Origin of the sequence: Enterococcus sp. DIV0712, from assembly GCF_050554855.1 — a bacterium.
In the GTDB taxonomy this organism is placed as follows: Bacteria; Bacillota; Bacilli; order Lactobacillales; family Enterococcaceae; genus Enterococcus; species Enterococcus faecalis.
Genome location: NZ_CP187333.1, coordinates 262,083 through 284,676, shown reverse-complemented (window position 1 = coordinate 284,676; position 22,594 = coordinate 262,083). Strand labels below are relative to the sequence as shown.

The window sequence follows — 22,594 nt, the reverse complement described above, 5'->3', positions numbered from 1 at the left end:
TGTTTTTTATCCAAAGATTAAACCGATAACTAATAATAGTACAGAGGCAATACTTAACCATTTCACGTTTCCTTTAACAACATCCAAAATTGGAATTTGGAAGCCTGAAGATAAAGCTTGCATAGTAATATTAACGAAACTCATTTGACTACCTAAACCAACACCCATTGCTACAAAACCTAATGCTAACGGCGGGAAGTTCAACGATACAGCAACTGGTAGCACTAAAGTTAAAACAGAACCCACGTAGGCCCCAGCTGGAATCCCAATTAAAATCCCTGTTAAAATGGCAACTGGCACGACAATAAAGGCTGGTGCATTTTCAGCAACACCTGCGATTACAGCAAACGTTCCTGTTTGTGCAATAACATTAATAAAGGCTAAGAAAATCCCTACTTGGAATAAACGAGTCAAAATATATGTAGACCCATCTACCATCGCTTCGACAGATTTGTTCATTGAGAAATCTGTACATAAGAAAATTAAAACTAATGTTAAAATCATGTATACAAGTGGCGTAAAGAAGGCAAAACCAATTAAATCATTCACAATTGGTCCAAAAATTACAGCAAACAATAAGAAAATGGCTGGCAAGGTAATTTTAAATAATTCACCATTGCTCTTTTTATCAAATTCATCATCTGCCGACTCTTTAAAGCCAACATTTCTATGTTTCGTTCCCCAAAAGGCTAAAACAATCGCTAATGCTACGAAGAATAACCAGTAAGGTCGCATGGTTGAAACATATGAACCGACACTGATATCGCCTAATTTTGAAACAATACTTGATTCTAATGAAGCGGGTGATGTTGTAAATGATACCGCAGCAGCTAAAGACATTGCTGCAATTAATTCAGGAACAACCCCAACTGCAGCAAAGGCCAATGGTGCAATAACCATCGCACTTCCGCCACCAATTCCTGACATATATGTGGCTGCGGCTAATAAGATAACAATAAAAGCTGAAACATACTCGACTTTTCCTTTTGTGCCTCGTTTGGCTAAAGTTAATGCAGCTGAATAACTACCTGCTTTAAAGACTGCCATCGCAACAGCTGAATTAATGATGGGAACGGTAATTCCTAACATCATCGGGATAGCTTCCAACATCTGTTTATTCGCTTCTTCTAGTCCAATGCCACCAATCAGCATCGCTAAGACGCCACCAATTAAACCAGCGATAATCATATCGACTTTCATAAACAATAGAACCAAAACAACAATCAATGGAATAATCACAACTAATGCCATGATTCCTGTCGGGGCAACTACATCCCCAATCTCATCAGCAAAGGCCGCAACTGGCACAAAAATACTAACTAAGAATGCAAAAATAAGTGCTACTTTTGACGATTTTTTCATTTTACTTTCCTCCAATAGAAAGAAGGCGAGAGCAACGCAGTAGCGAATACTCTCTGCGCTCCTCATTATTTGGCAAAGGCACCTTGCCCGCCATATTTATCGTAATGTACAATCTCACTAACTAAATAATCATAAATACTTTGTGGAATTTCAATGCCTTCTGACATGGCTTTTTGATAGTTTAGCTGACCAATTTCTCCTGGATAGTAAACTTGTTGAAACCCTTCTGCTGTAGGCACACTATGAAGTTCTTCCACCATTTGATTAATATTTTCTTTAAATCGTTCAGAATCTGTAAAGCGGCTTGGATCAATGACTAAAAACATCTGACCCAGATTCCGTTTCTCCGTTAAATCCGCATACATGGAGCTGACATGTTTGCCAAAAGGTAAGCCTAACAACGAACCAGCTAAGACATCGACCATCATCATTAGTCCATATCCTTTTGGTCCTGAAATCGGCAATAAACCTCGTACTTCATAAGGATCAGTCGTTGGCTGGCCTTTTTCGTCTACTGCCCATGTGTCGGGAATTTCAACATCTCTTGAACGTGCATCTAAAATTTTCCCCCACGCCTGTACTGTCGTAGCCATATCAAACACGACTGGTTCATGACCTGCTCTAGGTGCTGCAAAAGCGATTGGATTTGTTCCAAAATAATTGCTTGTACCACCAAACGGTACCACCATTGGATCAGATTGACACATCGAAAGAGCAACCATGCCTTGTTCCGCTGCTTTTTTAACATAATACGATAACGTCCCGCTATGACTCGTTTGAGAAACGCCAACATATGCTAACCCTGATTCTTTGGCTAGGTCAACTGCAGCAGCTAATGCTTCGTTACAAACAAATTGACCCACGCCATTATCGCCATGAAAAATGGCAGTGGACGGTCCAGTTTTTTCAAATGATAATTCGGGGTCAATCGTGATCCCGCCTTTTGCAATCCGTTCCGCATAATAATCCATACGAACCGCCCCGTGTGAATGAATACCGCTAGCATCTGCAAAAGTTAAATGTCGAGCAACTTCTTCGGCATGTTCAGAATGTAAACCAGCAGCTTCTAATTTTTGTTTCATCAGCTTTTCTAATTTTTCCGGTGTAACGACAACCATTTCTTCCATTGCGCTTGCTCCTTTATCATTAATCTTAAAAAAGGGAAAGAAAACAAGTGATTTTCTTCTTCGACCTTGCATTTCCTCCCTTTTTTCACTACTTATTGCTACTGTTAAAGACAGTATAGTCAATTTCATCCACTGATTTTGCAACTAGAATAGCAGAGTAAACATCTGAATTGACATTTAAAATTGTTCGTAACATGCCAACAAACCATTCGACGCCTGCAAAAATTGCAATACTCTCAATGGGTAAACCCATTTGCGGAACAATCACTGCCAGTGAGACTAAGCCCGCACCGGGAACAACTGCGTTTGCTAGTGAGACAAACGTTGCTGTAATTGCTAAGTAAATCATTTTCGTAATATCAAAATCTAGCTGATACATCTGAGCGATAGTCATTACAGTAAAAGCCATATGCATCGCTGAACCGTTACTGTTTAATGACATACCTAACGGCAACACTAAGTTAGTAATTCGCTTACTTAAACCTAATTTTGTTTCTGTTTCTTCCAAAGCTACTGGTAAAGTAATTGCTGAAGAAGTTGTCGCCAAGGCCATCACAGACATATTTTTCATGTTTGTAATTAAACGTAGTGGACTTACTTTACAGTACAATGTGATAACCAAAATCCAGATGCCCAAAAATAAAATAGTTCCTAATCCATAGACCAATAGATACTTCACTAACGGTAAAATAATTTGAAGGCCTAAGTGACTAATTGTTGAAGCAATTAAAGCAAAAATCCCCAGAGGTGCTAGATACATGACATATCGAATGACTGTAATGATAACTTCATTAAAGTCCACAATTATTTGGAAGAGTTGTGTCTCTGGATGGCTTTGTAAGTATTTATTCAGTGCTAAACCAAAAAATAATGCAAAGACAATAATTTGAATAATCGATCCTTGAGTCAGTGAATCAAAAATATTTTTCGGAACGAAATTTAAAATCGTATCAGTGATTGAGATTTCTTGCGCTTTAATAGAAGCATCTTGGAAGCCAGTCATTTTAACACCATATCCTGGATTAAAAATGACTGCCATTAGGACGCCCCATAAAGCGGCAGCTAAGGAGGAAATCCCGAAAACAGCGATTGTTCTACCCCCAAGGCTCGTTAATTCTTTTGGATTAATACTGCCAACTGCTTGGACAATTTGCCCTAAGATCAAGATAGGAATAGCCATTTGCATCAGTCGCAAAAAGACATCTCCAACTATTTTCAAGTAATTGCCGCTAGCAGGAATCAAGAGTCCTACGAGGATTCCTACGACAACAGCAATTGCAATTTGGGTGATCATGGACGGTTTTTTCATGGTAAACTACCCCTTTTGACTGATCACAGTTCCTGCTTCTTTATCGATGTTTTCTAAGTTTTCGATAGAAGTAATGATTGCTTTCCGTTTGTCATCACCTTTTACGAAGTCTAAGGCAGCTTCGATTTTTGGTAGCATACTACCAGCAGCAAAGTGACCTTCTTTAATGTATTCTTCTGCTTCGGCTACACTGATTTGTTCTAATGCTTTTTGATCTGGTTGATTGTAATTAATGTAGATGTTATCAACGCCTGTCAAAATAATCAAACGGTCTGCATCAACGTTTTCAGCTAAAACACGTGCAGAGAAATCTTTGTCGTTAACCGCTTCCACACCTACGTATTGTCCGTCTTCTGCTACGACCGGAATGCCCCCGCCACCAGAACAGATAGTTAAAACGTCCGCCTCTACTAAAGCACGAACCGCCTCTTTTTCAACAATTTCTTTAGGCATTGGTGATGGAACAACTTTTCGGTAGCCACGGCCAGCATCTTCCACATACGTAGAGCCATCTTTGGCTGCTTCCGCGTCAGCTTCTTCTTTTGTATAGAATGGACCAATTGGTTTGGATGGTTTTTTAAACGAAGGATCTTCTTTGTCCACACGCACTTGCGTAACTACAGAGATAACTGGTTTAGCAATGTTACGTTTTTCAAACTCATTAGTTAAAGCATTTTGTAACCAGTAACCGATGCTTCCTTGTGTCATCGCAACACAAGTATCCAATTTCAACGCTGGATTTTTTTCACTTTCGCCTGCTTTTTGTTGTAAAAGCAAATTCCCTACTTGTGGTCCGTTTCCGTGACAGACAATGACTTGTTCCCCTTTAGCAACAAATTCTGCAATATATTTGGCCGCGTGATTAACGACGGCTTTTTGGCCTTCATCTGTTGGATCCGTATCTAAAATAGCATTCCCACCTAGGGCAATTACGTTTAAACTCATTGATTGATTCGCTCCTTTTTAGTAAAGCAAAGACAAAATCTTTTCAGTATCGACGGATAAGAAATAATTTGTTTACGAAATGAAAGATTTTGTCTTGCTCATTTTGATTGTTTCAGTCATTATCGAAGGGATAATTAACCTAATTTCGGTTTACTCTCATCTTTAGCTAAGAAAGCAAAAGCTAGTAAACCAATAACTAATAGTACACAAGAAAGATAGAAGCCAACTTGCATTGAGCCTGCTGTATCTGCTAAATATCCTGTGACATACGGTGCTAGGATTGACCCTGACATCCCGATAAAATTATAGGCACTTAACGTTGTTCCTAAGGCCGCTTTTGGTGCATGTTTGGTAACAAAAGTCACCATAATTGGATCTAACGCTAATTTCCCTGTTAACCCATAAAGAATTAAAACAGAAATTAACAATGTCCGATTTGTTACAAAAGCAATCGCAAAGACAGATAGGATTGCTAAAGGTACTAATGTAAAGACTAATTTTTTCGTCGCACCTGTTTTATCATTCAAACGAGCGAAGATTAAGGCGCCTGGAATAGAGGCCCATGGTACAAGTGATGAAATAAAACCAACGCTCGCTCCTGTAAAGCCACGTTCAGCAATTAAAAATTGTGGCAACCAAGTAATAATAACAAAGTTTGCATAAATACTTGTGAAACATAAAATAAATGCGGCTAATAAATTACGATTTGAGAAAATTTCTTTTAATGAGATCTTTTCTTGCGGTCCTTCTTCAGCAGCTGCTCGTGCAGCTTCTTCACCGGGACGAATCACTTTTTCTTTCAAAATTGTATAGAAAAGAATTCCTACGATAAACGTTGGAATCGCCATGATAAAGAATGGTTTGCTCCAATGTTCACCATTTTCTAAAACCAACTTACTTGAAAGTAGGTACCCACCTGATGTACCGAAGGCCATCCCACTATTGATGATGGCATTACCGATGGTCCGTTTACTTGCTGGAATCGCTTCTGTCGATAGCGCATATTGCGGGCCATAGTAAGCTCCTTGACCAATACCAGCAATTGCACGAATGACTAAAAACATAACAAAGGTTGTCGCTAATCCACTAAAATAAGTAGAAATAGCAAGAACGATAAACCCAACAGCAATGACTAATTTCCGCCCAATTTTATCGCCAATCATCCCAAAAGGAATCTGTGCAACAGCATAGGTTAGAAAGAAGATACTATTGGCTAAACCAAGTTGTGTGTTACTTAGACCAAATTGTTCTCCAATGACCCCCATCACTGGATTAAAAATAGTTCGTGTTGCGTACATTAAAATCCAGCCTACGAAGAAAATGGCTACGACTTTAATCCAGTAACTATTGCTCACTTGCACTGCTTGATTTTTTTTACTATTCTCCATGTCTTCTCCTCACTTCTCATCTAACTCTACAGATTGTAAAGCTAGTAACATTCCAAATGACATATCTTTACCAGAGGAATGTCCGATTTGTATAATTCTGTCAATATTTTCGTCAACTCTATTATCCCGATGGTTCTCCAAATCCAAGAGTAACTGATACAACAATGAATTTACATATCCTTTAGCCGAGCTTGCAATATAGCCTTTACTAACATCTGTTGTGGATAAATTTGCTGCCGAAAGAGTAGCGGCTAACGCCGCAGCTCTTTCATCAGCAAGTATGAACAGAATTGTTTGATACGCTACTAAAATGTCATCACCACTCGGGGTTAACCCTTTGCCCCGACCAATCAGATAATTCGTTACTTCTTGCCATTCCGATAGTGTCCAAACTTTTTGTTTTTGGCTCATTTTTTTGAAAATATGCTTCGCTCGTTCGTCTAAAGGCAGGCCAATTCTACGTTCTAAGTTTCTCGCTAATAAGCGGTCTCGCAACAAGCGTAATTGGTCTTTTTCTAACTTGAAATGAGTAATGTTTAAAGAAACGACCTCAGCAGGTGTGAGTTGGATCGTTTTCACGCCGACTGTACTGTAAAAGGTCAACTGATTTTCTGTGATTTTGACTTTATTACCTTGTTGTACATACGGAAAGATTTCTTGAAACAATTGATCTGGCAAAAACATACCAAAGCTTGATAAATAATTATGGAAGTTTGCAACATTGATTAATTGATCCTGGACTTTCAGATTAAATGAACGTTCAAAAACACTGTGAATGGTTCCCATCTTGCCATATTGGTGGATAGGAAAAATGTAGTCACTAATGACTAGTTGGTTATTCAACCGTAATGCCTAGTTTCTCAGCATACGCTTCTAGGGCTTTTTCAAAACAGCCTAGAGGTGCTCTAACTGTCCCTGCACCAATTTGACCAACACCGGCATTTTTGTGTGCAATCCCTGTATTGATGATTGGTGTAATTCCTAATTCCACCACTTTACGGATATCAATTCCTAAACAAGTTCCTTGGAAATCCCAAGTTGGAATTGAGAATGTTGGGTTGTGTCCTTCACAGATTTTTGCCATTTCATTTGAGGTTGCTAACGCATCTTCAAAGCCACCTGCACCAACAAACCGTGTTACGCCAGGTGCAGCTACCATAGCCATTGCTCCAACACCTACTGTTTCAGTAATTGCACTATCCCCGACATCAGGATTTCCGTCTTCTTCGGTGAAACCAGTGAAGTAAAGACCTTTTGGTGTATTTACTGGTGCGGTATGCCATTGATCGCCTGTTTCTGCAATCCGGACCCCAAAGTTCACGCCGTTACGAGTCATCGTTGTGACAATCGTTCCGTTGGTATCTTTACGGGCACCATCAACAATTGCTTTTCCAGTTGCCATCATGACATTTAAGAAGAATTGATCTGTGTCAGCTAAGAATTTGATTACTTCGTATTTTTGATCTTCTGGAATATCTGTTTTGATAATTAATGGAGACAATTCTTTTAAGAAGTTCAAAGATGCGGCAATATTTCTTTGGTGGAACTCGTCACCCATTGTAATAGAGCGCGCAATCAATACGTTTAAGTTCAAGCCTTCTTCAGAAAGTTTCAAAGCTTTCGCAATAGTTGGTCCTAAAACATCTTTAATCCAATCTAAACGATCAACCACTTCTTGTGAATAAGCACCAAAACGTAATACTTTACCGATACCTTCATTCAAGATACAGTATGCTTCGTTACCTTCTAAGCGATTTTCTACAACAAAGACTGGCATATTACCAGAAGTAATACCGCCCATTGGTCCAACTGCTTTTACATGGTGACAAGGAATGAAACGTACTTCGCCAGCTTCAAAAATCTTCAAAGCATCTTCTTCGTTGTCTGCCCAACGTTCGAATAATGCAGCTCCGATACAAGCACCTTTCATTGGTCCAGTCATTTCAGACCATTGGATTGGTGGTCCAGCATGAAGTAATGTTTTTTGTGCGTCATCATTTAATTCTGGAATCACTGATTTCGCAGGTACCACATCTACTAAGAATGGTTGTGCATTTTTAATTTTGTCTGTTACTTTGTGATTTTCAGCTTCGATTTGTTCACTGTAATCTTCCAAAGCATCCAAAATTTTAATCATTTTTTTATTGCCGTTAGCACGTGGACGCCAGTTAAATTGAACTGTTTCGCCACCGTAATCAACGATTGATTCTGTAAAGCTTTGCAACCCAACGTTAATAATTCTTGGTTTGGTTGTTAATAGTTCCATTACTTTTTCGCCTGGTTTTGGTACATCGACAGTTGGTCCGTTGTAAGCAACCACTTCTTTATCGTCTTCTGAAATTTCGATTCCTTTTAGCAATAGAGCTAATTGAACAGCTTTAGCATTGCTTTCTGCAACTAAAACGCCGCCTTCTTTCAAACGATCAACCGACGATTGGTAATTTTGCGGATCTTTCGTCGTCCCACAAACAGTTGCAACAAAGTAAAGATCACGTCCGGCTTCTTTGGCTGTGGCACGCGCTTCTTCAATTGCTGGTAACAATGCACCAACCATGTCTTCATGAGCACCGTAGCCTAACACCACATCGAATAAGATAATCCCAGTTTTTTCATCTTGTGCGTATTCACGAATTTTTTCGATACGAACATCTGGGTCAATCATTGGGTGCGGACGACCTTGTGTATACATATCATCGCCTAAGTCAATGACTTCATAACCGTGAGATTTCAAGACATAACCTTCTGCTTTCACTAAACCGCCAAGGTCTAAAGCTTCAGAAATTAACATACCTGCTTCAGAAGCTAATGTACCACCTGAATATAAGCCTTTTACAACTTTATCTTCTGGTAATGTTGGTACAGCTGGTTTTGCTAATGCTTCAAAGTAATTTTTCTTCACGGCCACATCATTTGCTAAATCAACAGCAATTTTAGCTGTTTCTTCTAATGTATGAGCTAGATAAACTTTGCCTTCGTGACTTGTTGGTTTTTCTCCTAAGAAAATCGCAACGACTGGTTTTGAAATGCTTTGTAATAATTCAACCACTTCATCACGAACTTCTTTTGCAGGTGGTTTAGAAATAACTGTAATCACATCGGTTGGTTCGTGATTTTCTAAGGCCACAATAGCATCTTTCACTGTGATAGCGCCTACTTTGTCGCTTAGGTCACGACCACCAGTACCAATGGCGTGAACAACTCCGCCACCTAAGCGGTCAATAATCGTTGTAACTTCTTGAATCCCTGTTCCTGAAGCACCAACAACGCCAATGTTTCCTGGAGAAACAACATTTGTAAAGGCGATTGGAATACTTGAGATAATACCAGTTCCACAGTCAGGGCCCATCATTAGTAAGCCTTTTTCATGCGCTAATTTTTTCAAACGTACTTCATCTTCAATTGACACATTATCCGTGAAAGAGAACACGTGTAAATCATTTTTTAAGGCACGTTCCATTTCTGGCGCACCATATTCACCAGGAATACTGAATAGCGCTACATTCGCCTCTGGTAAAAGATCAAACGCTTCTGACCAAGAAGTTGCTGCTTGTGCTTCTTCACTAGTTCCCTTTGCTGATAAATCATCTAAGAATTCATCAATCGCTGGCATAACTTCTTCCATGATGTTTTCTTTTTCACTGTCAACCACAATCATCATGTCGTTTGCAGATGCACTATTGGCCTCATCCGTTAACAAGTTTGTGTTGTTAAGGATGTCTTTGTTGGCATCTGTTCCCATCATGATTTGACTCATGGTTACACCATCTAATGCATTGATTTTATTGGTCAATAACATTAAATTGATGGAGTCTTGGTAATTGTTTTTCAAAATTACTGTGTGTAACATTGTTCATCCTCCTATCTATTCCTTACAATGCTATTGTATCGAAACGAGAAAGTGTTTTCATCGGACATAATTCTAAAAAAATGGTATAATTTTTATCCATAAGAGGAAAAAAGGAGAAAACGATGAAATTAAGAGAGTTATTATCGATAGGTGACTTAAAAAAAGGTAAAATTTTGACGAAAGAGATTGGTTTAGACAATGAAGTTGACTCGGCAATGGTCTTAGAAGCGATTGATATCGAGAACTGGAGTAGAAAGAATCAGTTAATTTTGACTTCTTTCTACGCATTGCATGATCTACCCGAAAAAGAGTTGGAAAATTTTTTCGTAAAGATGCGCCGAATTGGCATCAGCGGCTTAATTTTGAAAACAGATCGATTCATTAAAATGATTCCAGAGTGGTTTATCGAATTATGTTTCAATTATGAAATTCCTTTAATTAAAATCACACAAGACATTAGCTATGAAAAAATTCTGTTTACGATTTACGAGCCTTTGTTGAATTATCAGTCGCATGTCTTACGTACGTATTACGATGTGCGCCAACGTTTCACCAAATTAGAGCGCCACTACCCAACGGTTGAGACGATTATGCAAGAATTTTATGACATCATTAAATTACCCTTCGCTTTAAAAATGTTGGATAAACATCTGGAAATTAGCGATGGCGACTTACCCCATGATGCGATTGTGCTCTCAAGAGAAAAACTAAAAAACAGTGAGTTCACTAAAAATGATTATTCTCTTTTAACACTTTATTCTCATGCCAACCCCAAAAAACAGTTGGCACTAGAAGTTTCTATTTTCAATAGTTATTCCACTAATTGTTTACTTCTGGTTTATTTACAAGATGAAAAGGTTAAAGAAACGGATTTAGTGATTATCGAAAATGCGATTGATGTCTTACAAGAAAAATTCAATACCGAAAATTTGTTAAAAAAAGAACGGTATACTCGTTTGAACAACTTAGCGGATGCTATTTTACAAAATACACCGCAAAATCCTGACGAGCTAAACAGTTTGCTTCGTGAAGTGCAAATGCAAGAGCTAGATTCTTACCAAGCGATTGCTTTTTCTACCAAAGACACCAATACACAACTCATGAAAGAACGAATTATTGCCTTACTTCGTACCCTGCGTGTGAAATCCATCTTCTTTGATCAGCTAAATTATTCGGCGGTCCTTTTTAACTTCAATGAAAGTGATGGAAAAATTACAAAGCTGCAATTAAGTCGTTTATTAGCTGAACTTTTAGAAGAAAACGACACGCTTACCGTTGCCGTCAGCAGTTTAAAATCACGAGAAGGGATTAAAGAGCTACTGATTGAATGTCTGGACATTCTGCGCTTTAATGAAACTTTTTATAACGGACCAATTGTCACCTTAGCCGATATCGGGGTATTTAAAAATTTTATCCGCGAAGACCAATTGGAAAATTTAGACGAATTAATTCCTCGCGCACTTTATCAATTAGCCGAAAACAACTACGATTTATTTGAAACTTTGTACAGTTTTTTCCAAAATAATCGCAACTATAAACAGACCTCTGAAGCGATGTTCCTTCATTCAAAAACGATTCGTTATCGTTTAAACAAAGTGGAACAACTTCTTGATATTGACTTAGCCAATCCCTTGCAATTGTTAAATTATGAAATTGCCACATACATTATAAAGATGAGGAGACGTGCACTTGAAAAACAATCAAACACTCGCTAATGGCGCAAGAGTTACTATCTACCCCACTACGACTGAACCAACGAACTATGTCGTCTATTTACACGGTGGCGGGATGATTTATGGAACCAAAAGTGATTTACCAGAAGAACTGAAGGAGCTGTTTACAAGCAATGGCTATACCGTTTTAGCGCTGGACTATTTGTTGGCTCCAAATACAAAAATCGATCACATCTTAGGGACGCTAACAGAAACCTTCCAATTGTTAAACGAAGAGATTATTCAAAACCAGCCATTTGGTTTGTGCGGGCGTTCCGCTGGCGGTTATTTAATGTTACAGTTAACCAAACAATTACAAACACTAAATTTGACGCCACAATTTTTAGTCAATTTTTACGGCTATACAGATTTAGAATTTATTAAAGAGCCACGAAAATTATTAAAGCAAGCCATTTCCGCTAAAGAAATAGCTGCTATCGACCAAACGAAGCCTGTTTGGGATGATCCTTTTCTTTCTCGCTATCTGCTGTATCATTACAGTATTCAGCAAGCGCTATTGCCGCACTTTTACGGATTACCAGAAAATGGGGACTGGTCTGCTTACGCACTGTCAGACGAAACATTAAAAACTTTTCCACCTTGTTTCAGTACAGCTAGCAGCTCAGACGAAGAAGTGCCGTTCCGCTATAGCAAAAAAATCGGACGGACCATTCCTGAGAGTACCTTTAAAGCGGTTTACTATTTAGAACATGATTTTTTAAAACAAACCAACGATCCTTCGGTCATCACTTTATTTGAGCAATTGGATAGCTGGCTGAAGGAACGATAAGCAATCAAGAAATTTTATTAAAGTATTAGACTTGTGATAGAAACTTTTTTATGATCCATGATATACTGTATATACAATGTATACGAAAGGTGGGTTACTAGTGGAAATCAAAGAAAGAAAACTTAGAAAAGTTGGGAATTCTGTTGTTATGACATTGTCAAAAGAGTTTCTAGAAAGCATTGGTGCGACTGCGACAGACACCGTTTATGTAGACGAAGAAAAATTAAAAGATATTATTGTTAAAAAAAATATGTCAGAACATCAAAAAAAATTACAACAAATGATGGAGAACTCAAAACAAAAACATAATGAGCTGTACAAAGAATTGGTTACTAAATGAAAAGTATTTATTATTTATCAGCGGATGATCTATTTCAAATGAATACTTTCTTGATCCAAATGTATTCTCCCGCAGAACAAATTGGCATCAAAGATCGTAATGCATTAGAAATGGCTAGCAACCAACCAGCACAATTCGTCTTTGACGTTGACCTGTACCCAACAATTGAAGAAAAAGCAGCTATTTTAATGATTAACATTGCAACAAAGCATTGTTTTTACAATGCAAATAAACGGACAGCTGTAATGGCAACCGACTTATTTTTACAATTAAACGGTTATGATTTCCAATTAGATACGCAAGAAGGCGTTGATTTATTGGTTTTTATTGCTACTTATAGATCAGATTTTGATCAGTTGAAAAACGATGTATCAAAAGTAATCAGAGCTAAATTAAATCATACTTCTTCTCACTAATTTCATCAATGAAATATAAGATGGATGTCGTTTTCAATTGTAAAATTAAGCGTCTAATCCAAATAAATTTAATAACAAAAAAAGAAGCGAGAAATCTCGCTTCTTTTTGTTATTTTTGATAAAGTGTGGTTCCTTTTACCACACTGATTTCCACCGGTGTCTGACGAGCGACAAAAGCCGCCGCACATTCTGCTTCAGTGAGTAAGTAAGTTGCTTCAGCACCAACTTGCGGCCAATTTACTTGCCCTTGTTCGTCTAAAGTTGTGACACCATCTGTCACTAAGCCTAATAATTGGGTTAAAGCATCTTGATCTTTCACGTTAAAAAGTTCACCTAAACGAGCCAATTTTTCTTGTAATGAACCATCACCATAGGGAGACCAGCAATCGTAGATATTGTCACAACCAAGATGGACATTGACTCCATGACGTAACAATTCCATAATTGGCGGAATCGTATTAGGTGTGATTGGCACGCTGGAATTAATATGAATTTTTTCTGCTGCTAAAGCATCATAAACTTCGGCACGTTCTTCACCAATGAAATCATTTAACCCGAAGGCATGGCTGATAAATACTTTGTCTTGTAGGCCATATTCTTTCGTTAAACGGATAATTTCTTTAATCGTTGTTGTCCCAGCTTCGTGACGGTCATGTAAATGAATATCCACACCGACACCATGTTTATCTGCTAAGCGGAATGTTTCAGCCAATGATTTTTTGTAATCACCATCTAGTGAATAAGGATCCACGCCACCAATAAAATCGGCGCCTTTTGCCAATGCTTGATCAACTAATTCAACGGAATCTGAACGCAGTAAGCCGTGCTGTGGAAAGACGACAATTTCTACCGCAAATGGTTTCGTTTGGGCCAACGCTTGGACTTCATCAAAATAACGTAAGTCTGTCATCGGTTCCACGTCGACATGTGTTCTGAAAGCTGTCGCGCCATGTGGTAATTCTAAGTCAATTAAATGATTTGCGCGTTCTGTTAAAGAAAGTTCTAAACTATCTAAATAAGGAATTTCTGCTTCGACACGTTCCACAATTGACTTCGCTGGCGTCACTGGATACCACGGAACGCCTAGTTTACTTTTATCAAAGTGACAATGTTTTTCAATCAAACCTGGTAAAACCAATTGATGGTGACCATCAATAATTGTCAACCCAGGTTCTTCTACCAATTCTTCATTGGGGATGATTTTTGTAAATACTCCATCTGTTACTTCAATTGCCACTTCTTTGGTTACTGTCCCAGATAACCAGTCACCTTCTTTTTGATACCCTGTTTCAATTCGAACATTTTTTAACCAATAATTCATGCTTTCCTTCACTCCTACCTGTATTTATTCCTTCCCGAAAGGACACAATACTTAGTTGTACTGTGCTAAAATTTTACTAATTTCCGTATAACCTTTTTGATTGGCATAGTCCATTGCTGTTCGACCAGAATTGTCTTTAATGGATTGATCCGCACCATTTTCCATTAACAATTTTACAATATCTTGGTAAAGTTGGTTCCCTTCACGTAACCCCACTGCCTCAATCAATGCTGTATAGCCAAAGTCATTTTGGAAATCTATGTCTTCTCGTCCATCTTCTAACAAGAGCTTCACATTGTCAATATGTCCTTTTTCAGCTGCCGGAATTAACGCATTGCCACCGTAACGGTTATGCTTATTTAAATCTGGGGTCGCATTTTTTAACATATACGCTAAAATCTCCGTACGTCCTTGCGCTCCCGCATAAAGATAGGGACTATCACTAATGCTATTTTGCAGATTAATATCGGCACCCCGATCAATCAACGCTTTTGCAATCTCAATGTCATTATTGTGAACAGCGATATTGAGCGGTGTGTTGCCTTCTGTGTCGACTTCATCCACTTGATAAGTAGTATCTTGTAAAATTTCCTTGACCTTCTTCGTATCTCGTTGATTGGCTGCTTCTAAAAGCGCACCCACTTCATAGGTCTTCATCGGTTCTTTCACTTCCTCTTTTGATGTTGTTTGAGCCACCGAACGGGTTGTACTGGTGCTTTCAGTTTTTGCACTACTTTGAGTAGTCACCGTTTGACTATTTTTTGACGCTGCGGAGGGTGTTTCTCCTCCTTGACACGCAGCAAGTAATGGAATGGTCACGACACTTAATAGCCCCATTAAAATTTTTTTGTTCATTGTGCTCAACTTCCTTTCCTCGAGAGAAATATGAGATTTTTCTCCAGTGGTTCTAATCTAACGAATCTTTTTTTATTTGTCGATTAAAACGCTTTCTCTGTTTTTCTATTTTAAAAAGAGAGAAACCAAAAGAAGTCGAAACTTTTTTTGGTTTCCATTCGTATGTTTTGTTCTTAAAAGGTAAATTCAGGATTAAAAGTTCCTTGGTATGGTTCATGTTCCACATAGACTTGGATATCGTTTCCTTCGTTATCTTTACCCATTCGTGTGTACGTAAAACGATTATCATTCAATTCTGTTAACTCTAAGACAGCGCCATAGCGATTGGTTCCAATCGAAACATGGGCACGGAATTTATTTTGATTTCCTACTTTAAAGTAGCCATAGTCGCCACGAGTTTCACCAGTTTGTAAATTAAAAAATTCATATTTGCTGCTATCTTGGTCAAATTTCGCTAAGCTGATAAAGTTTTGGTTGGCCGAAGTTACGTCATTGCCATCTTTATCCACTACTTTTGTGCCATTCCAAAGAAGTTGCGGTGTCCCATCAAAGGAAGTTTTACCAATAATTTCATCCCCTTGTCGATTTACATCAATCTGGCCTGTTTGTTCTGTCATGGCACGGCGTCCATTCGTGAATTCTAGTGTTCTGGGACGATTATTGGGGTATGGCTGCGGACGACCATAAACTGGACCTGAGGTTGCTTTGTTTTCTACGAAAACTTCAATATCATTTCCGTTTTTATCTTTACCCATCTGTCTATACGTAAAAGTATCTTGGTATAAAGTTCTAAGTGGGTATACACCTTGATAATTTTTCGTTTCCGAGATAAGTACCAGACGAGAAACATCTGTAATACCAGCAGTCATAAAGAAGGTTCCTTCATCTCCTGTTGATTCTCCAGTCTCTTTATCAAAAAATTCATAGAAACTAGTGGTTGCATCAAATTTGATTGCATGTAATAGGTTTTGATTTTCATCTGTTAAGTCATTCCCGTTTCGATCATAAACGCGTGTTCCAGCCCAATCTTTTTCTGATAATCCTTCATCTTGTCTAATACCAACTGAACGTAAATACTCAGGTAAATCCCCTAAATTATTGGGATTGTCTACGCTTTGAGGAACGTATGCTTCTGCCGTCAAAGCCCCTCCTGCTCCACCAACTAATAACGCACTTAAAGCCAACAACGTAATTGTACCAACGATTTTTTTCTTCATAAACGACTACTCCCTTTCCTTTTGATAATTTAAGGATAGCAAGTAGTTATTAACTCCACCTGTCCATAATATGAACAAATTATTAAATAATAATCATTATAATTATCTTAATAATAATATTTAATTATAACTAATAACAATTTATTTATAGAGGAAGAGAAAACAAAAGAACGTTGGGGGACGTTCTTTTGTTAAATAAGAGAGAAGACAAGAGACTTTTAGAAAGTAAAGGCTGGATGATATGTGCCTTGGTAAGGTTCATGTTCCACGAACACTTGAATATCATTACCAGCATTATCTTTACCCATTCGAGTATACGTAAATCGATCATTGTTTAGTTCCGTTAATTCTAGCGCTGCACCGTAGCGATTCGTACCAATAGATACATGAGCCCGGATCTTGTTATTGTCCACCACTTGGAAGTACCCAAAGTCGCCGCGGGTTTCACCTGTTTGTAAATTGAAAAATTCATATTTACTTGTGTTTGGATCAAATTTCGCTAAACTAATGAAATTTTGATTGGCCGCTGTCACATCATTACCGTTTTTATCTACGACTTTTGTGCCATTCCACAAGGTTGTTCCTAAAATTTTATCCCCTGATTTATTTGTCACAATTTTGCCAGTTTGATTGGTTAATGCTTCACGTCCATTTGTAAAAGCTAATTTTTTCCCATGATAAGGGATGTGTTCCACGTAAACTTCAACATCATTCCCCAGTTTATCTTTCCCTAAACGCTTGTAAGTAAATTTGTCTTTACTCACTTCGGTTAAATCCACTACGGCTTGATAATTTTGTGTCCGCGAAATTAAAATTCGTTTTGTGCCATCACCTGTCACAAAAAATGTTCCTTCGTCACCACGGGTTTCCCCAGTATTTTTGTCGAAAAACTCGTAAAAACCGGTTTCACCATCATATTTTGCTAAACCAATAAAATTAGCATTTTCTGCCGTTAAATCATTACCAGCAGCATCATAAACACGGGTTCCTTGCCAGTCCGTGCCAGATAAAATCTTAGTCGCCTTGTCGCCTCTTGTTTGGCCATTGTTTTGATGTTTGCCTAAATTTGCTGTAGCACTATTTGGATTGGCTGCATGACCTGCAAATGCTGGACTTGCATAACCTGCTATAAGTAACGTACTTAATGTTACTAAAGTAATCGAACTTAATACTTTCTTTTTCATAAAGCATCGCTCCTTTTCTTTGATAAACCTATCTTAACAAACGATTCTAAACTACCACTGTCAGAAAAATGAACAATTTATAAACGATTAAAAACAACTATAAACTATTTTTTTGTTAAAAATGAAGCGGTCAAAAGAATCCTTTACTTCCTTTTGGCCGCTTCATCCACTCGTGATTGACTAATTAGAACGTGAAGTCTGGCGTAAAGTCTCCTTCATATGGTTCATGTTCTACAAAGACTTTAATTTCTTTGCCATTGTTGTCTTTACCCATTCGTGTATACGTAAAACGTTTATCATTTAATTCTGTTAATTCTAATGCAGCTCCATATTTATTGTCACCAATTGAAACGTGAGCACGGATTTTGTTATTATCAATTACTTGGAAGTAACCAAAATCTCCACGTGTTTTACCCGTTTCTAAATCAAAGAATTCATATTTACTTGTTTTATTATCAAATTTCGCTAAACTAATAAACATTTTATTTGCTTCAGTAACATCGTTACCGTCTTCATCTAAAACTTTCGTGCCATTCCATAATGTAGCCCCTAAAATGTCATCCCCAGGTTCACTGGTAACAATCTTGCCAGTTTCTGTTTCTAAATCTTTACGGCCATTCGTAAAGGTTAATTTCTCGTCAGAATAAGGGATATGTTCTACAAAGACTTCTACATCTTTCCCGTCTTTATCTTTACCCATTCGCTTATAGGTAAATTTATCTTTCGTTACTTCCGTTAAATCAACCACCGCTTGATAGTTTTGTGTATCCGAAATTAAGATACGCTTTTCGCCATCGTCTGTCACAAAGAATGTGCCTTCATCGCCACGGGTTTCACCTGTTTCTTTGTCGAAAAATTCATAAAAACCTGTTTCACCATCATATTTTGCTAAACCAATAAAATTAGCATTTTCTGCTGTTAAATCATTATTATTTTTGTCGTAAACTTTTGTGCCTTGCCAATCAGTACTGGATAAAATTTCTGTTAATTCTTGTCCTTTTGATTGCTCTTTAGCTGCTTCTGCTGAACTAGAGACTGCAGTGCTTGAGCTAGCTGCACTTGATTTATCTGTTGCAGAGTTGGCTCCGCCAGCACAGCCTGCAATCAACAACGTACTAAAGGTTAATAAGGTAAGCGCACTAAAAACTTTTTTCTTTTTCATGGTTGGTAATCCCCTTTTTCTTTTTGATATATTTAGAATAGCAAAGCCTTATAAACTCCTACTTGCCGAAAAATGAACAAATTATAAACAAATGAAAAAAAGTTAATAACAATACTAGCTTTTTTTTGTTCACTTGTAATACACTATAAGTAAGAAATAGATTAAAACCACTAGGAGGGACGCTTTTGACCATTAAACGCCGCTTTTTTATTTCTTATATTAGTGCCATCATTATTACTTTAGCCTCTGTTTTAGCTGTTTTATCCTTAGCTTCTTACATCACGTTAGGGACTGTTCCCAGTTTGCCCCAAGCTTACCGAATGATGAATAAGCAACGACCATTGACCGCTAACGAAGAAGAAAGTTATTTGGCCTTAGATCAATTGTTAAAAAAGTCACCGAAATTACTAGATACGCCTTTAAGTAAAGAATTAAAGGAAACGATTCAAACAATTGAGGCAAAAGGATTAAGTGTGATTATTCGAAAGAATGCACGGTTTCCTTACTATTCGGATAATTTAGTAGAAAAATCTTTGTCTGTACATATTCCAAACTACGAAATGAATAATATTATGCCAACTGGCACACTGGATAATGCAGGGCGTCTATATCATTATGTCAAATCCGATTTTCATTATTTAGATGGTTCTAACGGGAGCTTTATTGTCTTGAAACGCGAAAGCAGCCTTTTTGAATTCTTCACACGCTGGATTATCTGGATGATTTTGTTAATTATCCTTGTAGCAATTGCGGCAGCTTGGCTCATTAATAAGCGCTTAACCAAAACCACTATCGAGCCATTAGAAGCATTAGAAAAAGCGACTAAAACATTGGGTAAGGATGCCCAAAAAGAAAATCCATTTACGCCAACTAGCCACCAAACCGTCTCAACGGAAGTCAAACAGCTCCAACTTAGTTTTGAACAAATGTGGCAAGATTTAGAAGAAGCCAATGCGGAACGCGAAAAATATGAAGCTAATCGGAAAGAATTAATTGCAAATATTTCTCATGACTTAAAAACACCAATTACTTCTATTATTGGTTACGTTGAAGGTTTAATGGATGGCGTTGCCAATACTGAAGAAAAAAAACAGCGCTATTTAACGGTCATTCATGAAAAAAGTTTAGGCCTCAATGATTTAATTGAAGAATTATTTTTGTATTCTAAATTAGACCTAGATCGTGCTGTCTTTACAATGGAAAAGACCAATTTCACTCGTTTTATTGCACATATTCTTGAAGAATACCGTTTAGAACAAGAACTAGTAATCACTTCTGTACTTCCCACCGAAGCTTTATACGTTCAAATGGATCCCACGCAGATGAATCGCGTGATTACCAATCTAATTCAAAATAGCATTAAATTTGCGGATCCCACTAAAGAACAACTAGCCTTTACGATTTCTTTAACGCATAATCAAACAGACTTAGTTTTAACCATTACAGATAACGGCATTGGTATCGATAAAAAAGAATTACCTTATTTATTCGAACGCTTCTATCGTGTAGACAAATCTCGAACCCCAACAGTTAAAGGAAGCGGCTTGGGATTAAGTATTGTCAAACAAATTATTGACTATCATCAGGGAACAATCACTGTCACAAGTAAAAAAGGAGACGGCACCAACGTGATAATTACGCTGCCGTTGTTGGAGGATGAAAAATGAAACCACATGTATTAATTATTGAAGATGATCCAAGCATTGCTGATTTGCAAAAAGATTATTTAGAAATTAACGATATGACTGTCACAATTGAACATGATGGAAAAAAAGGATTGGAAGCAGCTTTAAATGAGCCCTTTGATTTAATTATTTTAGATGTGATGCTGCCAACTATGGATGGTTTTGAAATCTGTCGTGCCATTCGGAAAAAAAAGCAAACGCCGATCATGATTGTTTCGGCTAAAAAAGAAGATATTGATAAAATTCGTGGGCTTGGCTTAGGTGCGGATGATTATATAATCAAGCCGTTTAGTCCCAATGAATTAGTCGCTCGAGCAAAAGCCCATATGAACCGTTATCAATTGTTAAGCAACGCAGAACAACCACCACAATTACTAAAAATCAATGAAATCGCTGTCGACACTGCCGCACACAAAGTGTTTGTTTTAGAAAATGAAGTTATTTTTACTAGTAAAGAATACAAATTGCTGGTTTTCTTGATGGAACATCCTAACCGTGTGTGGAATAAAGAAGAACTTTTTGAAAGTGTCTGGGGGTTTGATGCCTTAGATACTGAGGTTTCGACTGTCGTTGTTCACATTAAACGGATTCGGGAAAAATTAAAAAAAGCCAATCTTTCTGACTCTCCAATTGAAACACTCTGGGGAAGTGGCTACCGCTTCAATCGATAAAGAGAGCAAAAATAAGTTGGAGCCTATTTCTAGGCTCCAACTTATTTTTTATTAATTTACACGAGAAAATTTTTGATAAAGTTGGTTGAAAACAATCATAAATTGTTCAATTTCTGCCATTGTATTGCTTTCATCTAAACTAATGCGCACAGCGGAAGTCGCTAATTCCCCTGGCACATGCATGGCATACAAGGTGCTGCTAGCCATTTTTTTTCGGCTAGAACAAGCACTCGTGGTCGAAATATAAATCTGTTTTTCTTCCAATGCATGGACCAGCACTTCGCCACGAATCCCTTTCAAAGCAAAACATAAAATGTGTGGCGCAAAATGTTCATTATCTTGTGAAAAAACAGTCACATTTTGAAATTCTTCTAGCGCCTTTAATAAATAACTCCGTAATGTCGCCACATGTTGCGGCCGTTGTTGTTCGTTCTCTAAATGCAAACGCAACGCTTTGGCCATTGCCACAATTGCTGGTACGTTTTCTGTCCCACTGCGTTGGTTGTTTTCTTGCCCGCCTCCTGTTAAAAGCGGCGCTAAACGTTTTCCTTGTTTCCAATACATAAAACCAATGCCTCGTGGTCCATGAAATTTATGTGCAGAAAACGTTGCAAAATCCACCCGATCCGTTAACCACTCTGAGTAATTAACTTTCCCAATTGCTTGAACCGCGTCTACATGAAAATGAATTTTAGGAAACTCCGCTAAAACCTCGCTGATTTCTTTAATTGGTTGAATCGTTCCCACTTCATTGTTGACTGCCATAACAGAAACCAAAATCGTTTCTTTTCTAATTAATTTCTGTAATTCCTCGACTTTCACACGACCTTCTTTATCCACTGGCGCATAAGAAAGTTCAAAACCTAGTTCGACTAATTGTTCCGCTGTTTCTGTAACTGCTGGATGTTCCACTGCAGAAATAATAATATGATTACCAAATTCTCGTTTTTCGATTGCCGTTCCTTTTAAAACCCAGTTATCTCCTTCAGTTCCGCCACTTGTAAAATAGATTTCATTTGCTGAAACATTGATTAGCTCCGCAATCTGCTTCCGTGCTTGTTGTAAGAGCCGATTCGCTTGGCTGCCTAAGTCATGTAGGCTAGACGGATTGCCAATAATCCGCTGACTGGTTTTTACATATGTATCTAAAGCCTGGGGGTAAATCGGTGTAGTTGCACTATTATCAAAATAAATCATTTGTCACCCTTCTTTTTTAAAATTCTTTCCCATTATATACTTTCTAAAGTATCACTTCAAGTCACC

The 22,594-nt window shown here is 37.8% G+C and carries 19 protein-coding genes; 6 read left to right on the top strand and 13 right to left on the bottom strand.

Translation table 11 applies throughout. From position 1 onward, the window contains the following. Positions 1 to 6: 6 nt before the first annotated feature. From IGL42_RS01455 to fdrA, 7 genes are all read right to left on the bottom strand, one after another. Positions 7 to 1,428: a hypothetical protein gene (locus tag IGL42_RS01455; RefSeq protein ID WP_002385370.1), complete on the bottom strand. Its 1,422-nt coding sequence runs from the start codon at positions 1,426 to 1,428 to the stop codon at positions 7 to 9. Beyond that, positions 1,428 to 2,489, bottom strand: a complete 1,062-nt coding sequence (gene allD / locus IGL42_RS01450; RefSeq protein WP_002413499.1) for an ureidoglycolate dehydrogenase — start codon at positions 2,487 to 2,489, stop codon at positions 1,428 to 1,430. Before allD ends, IGL42_RS01455 begins: the two co-directional genes overlap by 1 nt. Positions 2,490 to 2,577: 88 nt before the next feature. Further along, positions 2,578 to 3,798: a dicarboxylate/amino acid:cation symporter gene (locus IGL42_RS01445; RefSeq protein ID WP_002355253.1), complete on the bottom strand. Its 1,221-nt coding sequence runs from the start codon at positions 3,796 to 3,798 to the stop codon at positions 2,578 to 2,580. A 6-nt stretch (positions 3,799 to 3,804) separates the two neighbouring features. Beyond that, positions 3,805 to 4,743, bottom strand: coding sequence for a carbamate kinase (gene arcC / locus IGL42_RS01440; RefSeq protein WP_002355252.1), 939 nt, complete (start codon positions 4,741 to 4,743; stop codon positions 3,805 to 3,807). Between the two features lie 134 nt (positions 4,744 to 4,877). Continuing rightward, complete coding sequence (locus IGL42_RS01435; RefSeq protein WP_002355251.1) at positions 4,878 to 6,131, bottom strand: MFS transporter; 1,254 nt, start codon at positions 6,129 to 6,131, stop codon at positions 4,878 to 4,880. A gap of 9 nt (positions 6,132 to 6,140) precedes the next feature. Beyond that, the gene (locus tag IGL42_RS01430; RefSeq protein ID WP_002355250.1) at positions 6,141 to 6,974 is read right to left on the bottom strand and encodes a DUF2877 domain-containing protein; all 834 of its coding nucleotides are present in this window, start codon (positions 6,972 to 6,974) and stop codon (positions 6,141 to 6,143) included. After that, entirely contained in the window at positions 6,967 to 9,978 is a 3,012-nt protein-coding gene (gene fdrA / locus IGL42_RS01425) for a DUF1116 domain-containing protein (RefSeq protein ID WP_010710830.1), read from the bottom strand. Before fdrA ends, IGL42_RS01430 begins: the two co-directional genes overlap by 8 nt. Positions 9,979 to 10,100: 122 nt before the next feature. On the opposite strand from fdrA, the gene IGL42_RS01420 reads away from it, so the two are divergent. From IGL42_RS01420 to IGL42_RS01405, 4 genes are all read left to right on the top strand, one after another. Further along, on the top strand, positions 10,101 to 11,693 hold the full coding sequence (locus IGL42_RS01420; RefSeq protein ID WP_002355248.1) for a PucR family transcriptional regulator: 1,593 nt from the start codon (positions 10,101 to 10,103) through the stop codon (positions 11,691 to 11,693). Beyond that, the gene (locus IGL42_RS01415; protein ID WP_010710831.1) at positions 11,668 to 12,480 is read left to right on the top strand and encodes an alpha/beta hydrolase; all 813 of its coding nucleotides are present in this window, start codon (positions 11,668 to 11,670) and stop codon (positions 12,478 to 12,480) included. The genes IGL42_RS01420 and IGL42_RS01415 overlap by 26 nt, the downstream gene beginning before the upstream one ends. A gap of 100 nt (positions 12,481 to 12,580) precedes the next feature. Next, positions 12,581 to 12,820, top strand: a complete 240-nt coding sequence (locus tag IGL42_RS01410; RefSeq protein ID WP_002358371.1) for an AbrB/MazE/SpoVT family DNA-binding domain-containing protein — start codon at positions 12,581 to 12,583, stop codon at positions 12,818 to 12,820. Beyond that, on the top strand, positions 12,817 to 13,236 hold the full coding sequence (locus IGL42_RS01405; RefSeq protein ID WP_010710832.1) for a type II toxin-antitoxin system death-on-curing family toxin: 420 nt from the start codon (positions 12,817 to 12,819) through the stop codon (positions 13,234 to 13,236). The genes IGL42_RS01410 and IGL42_RS01405 overlap by 4 nt, the downstream gene beginning before the upstream one ends. Positions 13,237 to 13,345: 109 nt before the next feature. Here the strand turns inward: IGL42_RS01405 and IGL42_RS01400 are convergent, their stop codons facing one another. From IGL42_RS01400 to IGL42_RS01380, 5 genes are all read right to left on the bottom strand, one after another. Then, on the bottom strand, positions 13,346 to 14,557 hold the full coding sequence (locus IGL42_RS01400; protein ID WP_010710833.1) for an amidohydrolase family protein: 1,212 nt from the start codon (positions 14,555 to 14,557) through the stop codon (positions 13,346 to 13,348). 51 nt (positions 14,558 to 14,608) lie between these two features. Further along, a complete protein-coding gene (locus IGL42_RS01395; protein ID WP_002373191.1) occupies positions 14,609 to 15,412 on the bottom strand; it encodes an ankyrin repeat domain-containing protein in 804 nt (267 codons plus the stop codon). A gap of 173 nt (positions 15,413 to 15,585) precedes the next feature. Next, positions 15,586 to 16,629 (bottom strand): DUF4822 domain-containing protein, encoded by a 1,044-nt coding sequence (locus tag IGL42_RS01390; protein WP_002397029.1) that lies wholly within the window; start codon positions 16,627 to 16,629, stop codon positions 15,586 to 15,588. 218 nt (positions 16,630 to 16,847) lie between these two features. Continuing rightward, positions 16,848 to 17,813, bottom strand: coding sequence for a DUF4822 domain-containing protein (locus IGL42_RS01385; protein ID WP_002361155.1), 966 nt, complete (start codon positions 17,811 to 17,813; stop codon positions 16,848 to 16,850). A gap of 184 nt (positions 17,814 to 17,997) precedes the next feature. Continuing rightward, on the bottom strand, positions 17,998 to 18,975 hold the full coding sequence (locus IGL42_RS01380) for a DUF4822 domain-containing protein (protein ID WP_002358366.1): 978 nt from the start codon (positions 18,973 to 18,975) through the stop codon (positions 17,998 to 18,000). Between the two features lie 323 nt (positions 18,976 to 19,298). Here IGL42_RS01380 and IGL42_RS01375 point away from each other — a divergent pair, with 323 nt between their 5' ends. Continuing rightward, positions 19,299 to 20,642, top strand: coding sequence for a sensor histidine kinase (locus IGL42_RS01375; RefSeq protein ID WP_002385380.1), 1,344 nt, complete (start codon positions 19,299 to 19,301; stop codon positions 20,640 to 20,642). Next, positions 20,639 to 21,331: a response regulator transcription factor gene (locus IGL42_RS01370; RefSeq protein ID WP_002358364.1), complete on the top strand. Its 693-nt coding sequence runs from the start codon at positions 20,639 to 20,641 to the stop codon at positions 21,329 to 21,331. The genes IGL42_RS01375 and IGL42_RS01370 overlap by 4 nt, the downstream gene beginning before the upstream one ends. Positions 21,332 to 21,382: 51 nt before the next feature. Here the strand turns inward: IGL42_RS01370 and IGL42_RS01365 are convergent, their stop codons facing one another. Then, entirely contained in the window at positions 21,383 to 22,528 is a 1,146-nt protein-coding gene (locus IGL42_RS01365) for a cysteine desulfurase family protein (RefSeq protein ID WP_002358363.1), read from the bottom strand. Positions 22,529 to 22,594 lie beyond the last annotated feature (66 nt).

Coding starts and splice junctions, on each gene's coding strand:
- arcC (WP_002355252.1), bottom strand. CDS start 4,743: ATGAGTTTAAACGTAATTGCCCTAGGTGGGAATGCTATTTTAGATACG.
- IGL42_RS01395 (WP_002373191.1), bottom strand. CDS start 15,412: ATGAACAAAAAAATTTTAATGGGGCTATTAAGTGTCGTGACCATTCCA.
- IGL42_RS01380 (WP_002358366.1), bottom strand. CDS start 18,975: ATGAAAAAGAAAAAAGTTTTTAGTGCGCTTACCTTATTAACCTTTAGT.
- IGL42_RS01385 (WP_002361155.1), bottom strand. CDS start 17,813: ATGAAAAAGAAAGTATTAAGTTCGATTACTTTAGTAACATTAAGTACG.
- IGL42_RS01375 (WP_002385380.1), top strand. CDS start 19,299: ATGAATAAGCAACGACCATTGACCGCTAACGAAGAAGAAAGTTATTTG.
- IGL42_RS01390 (WP_002397029.1), bottom strand. CDS start 16,629: ATGAAGAAAAAAATCGTTGGTACAATTACGTTGTTGGCTTTAAGTGCG.
- IGL42_RS01400 (WP_010710833.1), bottom strand. CDS start 14,557: ATGAATTATTGGTTAAAAAATGTTCGAATTGAAACAGGGTATCAAAAA.
- IGL42_RS01405 (WP_010710832.1), top strand. CDS start 12,817: ATGAAAAGTATTTATTATTTATCAGCGGATGATCTATTTCAAATGAAT.
- IGL42_RS01455 (WP_002385370.1), bottom strand. CDS start 1,428: ATGAGGAGCGCAGAGAGTATTCGCTACTGCGTTGCTCTCGCCTTCTTT.
- IGL42_RS01445 (WP_002355253.1), bottom strand. CDS start 3,798: ATGAAAAAACCGTCCATGATCACCCAAATTGCAATTGCTGTTGTCGTA.
- IGL42_RS01365 (WP_002358363.1), bottom strand. CDS start 22,528: ATGATTTATTTTGATAATAGTGCAACTACACCGATTTACCCCCAGGCT.
- allD (WP_002413499.1), bottom strand. CDS start 2,489: ATGGAAGAAATGGTTGTCGTTACACCGGAAAAATTAGAAAAGCTGATG.
- IGL42_RS01435 (WP_002355251.1), bottom strand. CDS start 6,131: ATGGAGAATAGTAAAAAAAATCAAGCAGTGCAAGTGAGCAATAGTTAC.
- fdrA (WP_010710830.1), bottom strand. CDS start 9,978: ATGTTACACACAGTAATTTTGAAAAACAATTACCAAGACTCCATCAAT.
- IGL42_RS01420 (WP_002355248.1), top strand. CDS start 10,101: ATGAAATTAAGAGAGTTATTATCGATAGGTGACTTAAAAAAAGGTAAA.
- IGL42_RS01370 (WP_002358364.1), top strand. CDS start 20,639: ATGAAACCACATGTATTAATTATTGAAGATGATCCAAGCATTGCTGAT.